This is a genomic window from Xanthomonas bromi, from assembly GCF_900092025.1.
In the GTDB taxonomy this organism is placed as follows: Bacteria; Pseudomonadota; Gammaproteobacteria; order Xanthomonadales; family Xanthomonadaceae; genus Xanthomonas; species Xanthomonas bromi.
This window is the reverse complement of sequence record NZ_FLTX01000104.1, coordinates 1-6326: the sequence shown is the minus strand read 5'-3', so window position 1 is coordinate 6326 and position 6326 is coordinate 1. Positions and strand designations below refer to the sequence as shown.

At 58.4% G+C, this 6326-nt stretch carries 6 protein-coding genes; 4 read left to right on the top strand and 2 right to left on the bottom strand.

Features of this window, described 5'->3' with window-relative positions; all coding sequences use genetic code 11:
• Nucleotides 1–229 precede the first annotated feature (229 nt).
• Together XBLMG947_RS23885 and XBLMG947_RS20535 are read right to left on the bottom strand one after the other, a co-directional pair.
• Complete coding sequence (locus XBLMG947_RS23885) at nt 230–625, bottom strand: transcriptional regulator (protein WP_104537007.1); 396 nt, start codon at nt 623–625, stop codon at nt 230–232.
• Complete coding sequence (locus tag XBLMG947_RS20535) at nt 622–990, bottom strand: XRE family transcriptional regulator (protein WP_065470373.1); 369 nt, start codon at nt 988–990, stop codon at nt 622–624. The genes XBLMG947_RS23885 and XBLMG947_RS20535 overlap by 4 nt, the downstream gene beginning before the upstream one ends.
• A 328-nt stretch (nt 991–1318) precedes the next feature.
• On the opposite strand from XBLMG947_RS20535, the gene mads1 reads away from it, so the two are divergent.
• The 4 genes from mads1 (at nt 1319) to XBLMG947_RS20515 (ending at nt 5667) form a co-directional block, all read left to right on the top strand.
• Nucleotides 1319–1519, top strand: a complete 201-nt coding sequence (gene mads1, locus XBLMG947_RS20530) for a methylation-associated defense system helix-turn-helix domain-containing protein MAD1 (RefSeq protein WP_065470372.1) — start codon at nt 1319–1321, stop codon at nt 1517–1519.
• A 64-nt stretch (nt 1520–1583) separates the two neighbouring features.
• Complete coding sequence (locus XBLMG947_RS20525) at nt 1584–4253, top strand: TrlF family AAA-like ATPase (protein ID WP_065470371.1); 2670 nt, start codon at nt 1584–1586, stop codon at nt 4251–4253.
• Entirely contained in the window at nt 4235–5407 is a 1173-nt protein-coding gene (locus tag XBLMG947_RS20520) for an RNA-binding domain-containing protein (protein WP_065470370.1), read from the top strand. The genes XBLMG947_RS20525 and XBLMG947_RS20520 overlap by 19 nt, the downstream gene beginning before the upstream one ends.
• 62 nt (nt 5408–5469) lie before the next feature.
• The gene (locus XBLMG947_RS20515; protein WP_065470369.1) at nt 5470–5667 is read left to right on the top strand and encodes a transcriptional regulator; all 198 of its coding nucleotides are present in this window, start codon (nt 5470–5472) and stop codon (nt 5665–5667) included.
• Nucleotides 5668–6326 lie beyond the last annotated feature (659 nt).

The window sequence follows — 6326 nt, the reverse complement described above, 5'->3', positions numbered from 1 at the left end:
TACTTTTGGCTTTTTTGCACGAATCCCCGCCGACCCTCATCGTGGGCATGGGTACCGTCTTGCCGAACTGGCCACCGTCGGCGTAGGCCACACCGATCCCAGCTGAGCCATTCCCCGTCGTCCCAGATGCCATCGCCGTGCTGGAGTTCGACGCCTGTCATTGCGCAGCGGGGATCGGTCATAAGGGCTTGGCAGGAGAAGACAGATCACCAAGCTAAACCAATCCCCACTAAACCATACGGAGGTGGCTGGGGAGGGGGTGCAAATCCGCGCATCCAAGCGGCAATAGACCGCTCCGAGGCCGTGAGTCCGAGCTTCTCGGGTTGGTTGAGCGAACAGTCTCGTTAATAGCTGGAAAGTCGCGTAATTGGCTGGAATTCACAGCCGAGGTCAGCGTATCGGCCAGGTCGAAAGGCGTCAGCTCACGTCCAACGGGCGGCACATCTACCCATTCGCGTTGTTCCGGCGGCAGCGGATACACGCCGGCGGCTTCGGCCAGCAGCTGGGCCAGGGTGCAGCGCACCTGGCCAGGCGTGACGGCGCGGGCCGGGTCGGCCTTCAAGGCGTCATAGGCCGGGCCGACCTTCTCATGCAGCCAGTTTTCCAGGTTCTTCGAGCCTGTCATCGACTGGTCTCATCAATCAGGGATGCCAAGCGCTCCAAGTCATTGACCGATTGCACGCGAAAGCGGCCGTTAAGCAGCTCGTGCAGCGCGGCCAGCGTCAATCCGAAAAGCGTAGCCGCTTGCTCGGCCGACAAATGTCGCGCCTTGATGGCCTCACCTATCTTCGTGACGAGCCGGGCCTTGAGCAGCATTTCATCGGCGTCGGGATAGTTGGGGGCGGCATAGGCGTTGGCGCTGCCCTGGAGAACGTTAGGCGTGTCGTCAGCGCTCAGGTTGGTTAGCAGCTCGGCAACCGTGGAAAAACGTTCCGAAACGTGGCCGGCGCGGCTGTCTGCAATTGCTTCCTCGGTTTCCTTCCTGCCCATCGCACACCTCACGCTGATTTGCCTAGCCCGTCTCGTCCAGATGAGGCCGCAGTGAGCATGGCTGTGAAGACCAAAGGTTACTACGTTGTATGTTTTCCCCGGAAAAAGACAAGCCGACACCTTCTTGGCGTAAACCATCTACGACCTGGTGGCTAATGCACATGGGCTTGACATCGAGCCGGTGCCGCGAGCCTGCCGCACCGCATGGCGCCGGCCGAATCTATGGCATTGCGCACACGGGATTCAGGGTTCATTTGGGTGGAACAGATGGTAAACTTGGCCAAACTTTGGAAGACTTCGCCGCGCGACACCAAGCGAGCCGCTAGACATGAACCAACCTGATAGCGAAATTCTCACGCTGGACGAAGTAGCGGTCTACCTCAAGGCAGGGAAAAAGACTGTTTACCGACTGGTCCAGCAGGGGGATATACCGGGATTCAAGCTGGGCGGAACCTGGCGGTTTCGTCGCAGTGAGTTGGATCGCTGGATTGCCTCGCAGATAGCCGAGAAAACGCAGGACAAGACATGAGCAAACCATCGAACAGCAGCAGCCGTGCGATGGGGTGCGCGCGGACTCACCATAAGGATGAACCATGATGGAAAGTCTGCGACAAAATCAGTCAGGGGCTCGATCCGTCGTCTTTGCTGACGGGGCGCGGTGGATCCGCGCTGATTTTCATCTGCACACCCGAGCGGACCGCGAATTCAAGTACACGGGCGATGACAACTTCTACAACAGCAACTATGTGGATGCGTTGGAGAAAGCGGGCATCCGACTGGGCGTCATCACCAATCACAACAAGTTCGACTTCGATGAATTCAAAGCACTGCGCAAGACGGCCCAGAAGAAGGGCATTGCGCTGTTGCCAGGAGTCGAGTTGTCGGTCAATGATGGGGCTAATGGCATCCACACGCTTGTTGTGTTCTCCGAAGAATGGATTGATGAACACAACTACATAAACCCGTTCCTGACCAGCGCATTCGAAGGCAAAACTCCCGCGCAATATGAGCAGGAGAACGGGCGCACCTCTTGGTCGCTTCTGGAGACTATTAAGAAGCTGGAAGGCTATCACCGGGACTTCTTCCTTGTCTTCGCCCACGTCGAAGCCCCGAGTGGCTTGTGGGCGGAGCTTGATGGCGGCCGACTGACTGAGTTGGGGCAAAACGAGTTCTTCCGGCGCAGAACGCTGGCTTTTCAGAAGGTACGCACGCACGACGGCGCAGGCAAAGACAAACCCTGCCGCACCAAGATTCAAAGCTGGCTGCAGAGCTGGTACCCCGCCGAACTGGAAGGCAGCGACCCCAAGTGTGTCGATGAAATCGGTCGGGGCAAAGCCAGCTACCTGAAGTTGGGCGAGCTGTCCTTCGTGGCGGTCAAGTTTGCCTTGAGCGATCCCGCTGGGCGGGTAGCTATGGAGCCGCCCAAGCATCTAGCGTCGCACATCCGCAGCATCCGCTTCGACGGCGGCATCCTCGATGGGCAACTGCTGCATTTTTCTTCCGAACTCAACACGTTGATCGGCATCCGAGGAAGCGGCAAATCATCCATCCTGGAGGCAGTGCGCTACGCCCTCGACATTCCACGCGGCGAGAAGGCGCAGGACACCAAGTACAAGGACGAGTTGATCCGCCATACCCTCGGCAGCGGCGGCAAGGTGACGTTGACGGCCTGCGATGTGTATGGTCAGGAATTCACCATCTCCCGTATCTTCCGCGAAGCGCCGAACGTCTACTTGGGCGGCAAGTTGCAGCCCGGCGTATCGATCCGAGAGACGGTACTGCGTCGCCCGATCTATTTTGGTCAGAAGGACCTCTCCAGCACCGGCGAAGGCTTCGAGACTGATCTGGTGGAAAAGCTGGTTGGCGAGAAACTGCGGGTGCTGCGTGACGAAATCGAAGCCCAGCGCCAGCGCGTGCGCGAAGCCGCTCAGCGCTGGCTCAAATTGAGCAACACCGCTGAACAGAAGCGCGATTTTGAGACCCAACTCGCCGATGCCAACTTTCGTCTGACCAAATTCGCGGAGCACGGTGTCGCCGATAAGCTCCAAAAGCGACTTGGCTTCCAGCAGGACGCCACAGCGCTCGCGCGCATGATGGAGCGGACAAACAGCTTCATCCTTGCTCTAGGCAGTCTGATTGCCGAGCATGAGGACGAGCTGCGGAACGCAACGAGCTACGTTTCCAAGCAGAACCCGGATTTCTTCAGGGCCTACTACGCCGAGTTCTCCAACCTCGTGGCCAAGGTCGATCAGCTCAAGCAGATCGAGCGCGAAGCGCATGTCATTGCAGCTCGCCTCAAGACTAAACAGGGCGAATTTGAAGGCGCAAGCAGGAGCCTTCAGGAGGAGTTCGCACAAGTCGAGCGCCAACTAGCTCAGGAACTCAAGCAAACCGGCATGACTGCCATTCAGCCGGACGACTTCTTGGCCCAGCAACAGCGCAAAACCAAGGCGGAGCAAATGCTGCAGGCGCTGGCCAAGCAGGAATCACAGCAAACCAGCATCCGCGACGCGCTGTTTGCCGAGATCGACAAACTCAATGAACTATGGTTGCGCGAGTTCAACACCATCAAGGTGGAGCTGGACCGCGTGAACGCTGGCCACACAGCCCTGCAGATCGAAGCGGACTTCAAGGGCGACAAGGAAGCCGCCATCAGCTTCATGCAGCAGCTCTTCAAGGGCAGCAACATCCGCGAAACCACGCTGCGCGCAGTGATGGAGGACTATGCCGATTTCGGCGGCCTCCTGCGTGCCCTGCCTGGAGTCTTGACTAAGGCCGGCAGCACCCCCGAGGTCTTCGAAAAGACCTTCATGCAGAACCTGATCGAGTTCGTCACCTGGCAGGTGCCCAACCGCTTCGTCATCCGCTATCGCGGCAAAGAGTTGAAGCACCACTCTCTCGGGCAGCGCGCTTCGGCGCTGTTGCTGTACGTGCTCAGCCAACGCCAGAACGACGTGATCATCATCGATCAACCGGAAGACGATCTGGACAACCAGACCATCTACGACGATGTGATCAAGCTGCTACGGGAAATGAAGCCTCACGCCCAGTTCATCTTCGCCACCCACAACGCCAACTTCCCGGTGCTGGGTGACGCGGAACAGGTGCACGCCTGCCAATACCAGGACGAGAAGGTCGCCACGCGAAGCGGCAGCATCGACGCCCGCCCGGTGCAGGACGCCATCATCAACATCATGGAAGGAGGCCAGGAAGCCTTCAACCGTCGCAAAGAGGTCTACAACCTATGGAAACCACAGAGCTGATCGACCTGCTCAGCCGGGGCGAGGACAGTCGGCAGCAGTTCAAAACGGACATGAACAATGCCGACGCCTTGGCAGCAGAGATCGTTGCCTTCAGCAACACCGCTGGTGGTCGCATTTTTATTGGTGTGAACGACGACGGTTCGGTGCGCGGCCTATCCGGCGCCGACGTTGCTCGTCTCAACATGCTCATTGCCAACGTGGCCTCACAGGTCGTGCGTCCCGCCGTGAACCCGCTCACGGAAAACGTGCCCCACCCGGCAGGCACGGTGCTGGTGCTCTCCATCGCTGAAGGTATCAACAAACCCTACATGGACAAGAACGGCGCGATTTGGGTGAAGAATGGATCGGACAAGCGCCGCGCCACCTCGCGCGAGGAATTGCAGCGCCTGTTCCAGCAGGCGGGTTTGGTGCACGCCGACGAAACGCCTGTGGCGGGCTTGAGCGCGGGCGATGTGGACATGCCCTATTTCGAAACCTTCTTCGAGCAGCAATTCGGTGAGCCGCTCGCCCAGCATAACCAGGCGCTGCCGCAGTTGCTGACCAACATGAACCTGATGAACCAGGGGCAGCTCAACGTGGCGGGAGGTCTGCTGTTCGCCAAATCACCGCAATACGCGCTACCCGCCTTCATCGTCAAGGCCGTCGCCTTTGTCGGCACCCAGATTGAGGACGAACGCTACATCGACAGTCGCGACATCGCCGGCAAGCTGGCTGACGTGTTCCAGCAGACGCTGGGCTTTATTGTCGCCAACACCCGCGCCGCGCAGGGCGAGCAGGGCTTCAACTCCCAGGGGCAGCCTGAGATTCCCCGCATCGTCTGGGAAGAGCTGGTCGCCAACGCCCTCATTCACCGCGACTACTTCGTCAGCGCGCCGATCCGCGTACTGGTGTTTGCGGATCGGATCGAAATCATCAGCCCCGGCCACCTACCTAACAACCTGACGATCGAGAACATCAAGGCCGGCAACTCCAATATGCGCAACCCCATCCTGGCGTCCTTTGCCGCCAAGCTCCTGCCTTATCGCGGATTGGGTAGCGGCCTTCTGCGCTCACTGCGGGCATGGCCGCAGATCGAACTCATCGATGATCGGGCCGGCAATCTGTTCAAGGCTATTGTGGCGCGCCGTGTGCTGGAGCCGGCCGGAGGATCTTGACTGATCGGCTGAGAGAGCGGTGGATAGGCTTCTGGTTTTTAAAACGTCGCTATGGTGTCAGCATGAAACTGCACGAAGAAAACGAACCGTTCTTCATCACCGAGGAAATGGCCACGGAGATGGCCGCTGCCGGCTACGAGTTCAAGCCCCCCGGCCATGCCAGAACGCAGAGCATCCGCGACCTTTACGGATGGCGGCCCGGCGAGCCTCTGGAAGATGCCATTGCCCGGCACCGGCGCAGGCAGCGTTCATCCTCTTGATCTGAGTATGGCGCTTTTCGTGGCATTGATGGGGTGCAGAAACGTAAGTTGTTGCTGTTAAATTAGTTTTTAAGCTTATAGATAATCGAGTGGGAGTGAGTTAACATCCTTCAAAGACAATGACCAGCGGATTTGAAAAATCGCCGCTGGTTGTGTAAGGCGGTTGAACGCCATGAAGGCCGTTGCCCAGGGAAAGTCCTTCGGATGAGAAGCGGGGGGATAACGTTGCTTGACTGCCGCAAAAGTTCGGCGACTCGACCATACAGTGCCTGGCCGCTGCCTTGGTGGCCCACAGCACGCCAGCGATGCACAAGAGGATCGTCGTTCGATCGTGACATGCTGGCAGAAAAACCGAGAAGTGATCGATTTCATAAGCCGTCTGTCCGCCCTAGGAGAATGATGGCAATATGTTTCCTGGTGGAGAAATAACGGCATTTGATGTTCGGCGGGGGCATCCGGATGTCGTCCATACAGGAGATGAGAGAAGTATGGTATCGATCCAGATGGGCGGCGAGGATAAGACCGCGCAAATCAGCGACTGGGCGATTTATTGGAGCGACAAGTACGAAGCCCCGCAGCTGACGTGTTATTTCCCCTCAAAGAAAAGCTATACGCGTCCACTCAGCGACTGCCGTGTTTCTCCCACCCGCGAATTAGGG

What these genes read in the sequence shown, in the direction of transcription:
- XBLMG947_RS23885 (WP_104537007.1), bottom strand. Translation starts at nt 625, where the DNA reads ATGACAGGCTCGAAGAACCTGGAAAACTGGCTGCATGAGAAGGTCGGC.
- XBLMG947_RS20535 (WP_065470373.1), bottom strand. Translation starts at nt 990, where the DNA reads ATGGGCAGGAAGGAAACCGAGGAAGCAATTGCAGACAGCCGCGCCGGC.
- mads1 (WP_065470372.1), top strand. Translation starts at nt 1,319, where the DNA reads ATGAACCAACCTGATAGCGAAATTCTCACGCTGGACGAAGTAGCGGTC.
- XBLMG947_RS20525 (WP_065470371.1), top strand. Translation starts at nt 1,584, where the DNA reads ATGATGGAAAGTCTGCGACAAAATCAGTCAGGGGCTCGATCCGTCGTC.
- XBLMG947_RS20520 (WP_065470370.1), top strand. Translation starts at nt 4,235, where the DNA reads ATGGAAACCACAGAGCTGATCGACCTGCTCAGCCGGGGCGAGGACAGT.
- XBLMG947_RS20515 (WP_065470369.1), top strand. Translation starts at nt 5,470, where the DNA reads ATGAAACTGCACGAAGAAAACGAACCGTTCTTCATCACCGAGGAAATG.